General features: G+C 57.1%; 1 protein-coding gene. It reads left to right on the top strand.

Features of this window, described 5'->3' with window-relative positions; genetic code table 11:
• A partial coding sequence (locus tag M0415_RS21415; protein ID WP_249560542.1) for an Ig-like domain-containing protein occupies positions 1–203 on the top strand: 203 nt, incomplete at both ends.

Genomic DNA, 203 nt, shown 5'->3' with positions numbered 1-203 from the left:
ACAGCACCTTAGCCGTCACCATCAACGGCGTGGTCTACACCACCGCCAACGGCTTAGTGATTGATGCGCAAGGTAACTGGAGTGTGGACTTAACCGGTACCGCGCTGCCTGACGGCACCTACCCCGTGGTCGCCACCGTCACCGACGTGGCTGGCAACAGCAAAACCGTCACCCAAGATGTGGTGATTGATACCAAGATTGAT

This window comes from Shewanella sp. 10B, assembly GCF_023475885.1.
Lineage (GTDB): Bacteria > Pseudomonadota > Gammaproteobacteria > Enterobacterales > Shewanellaceae > Shewanella > Shewanella mangrovisoli.
Note: the sequence above shows the minus strand (reverse complement) of the source record. Positions and strands in the feature narration are given on the sequence as shown.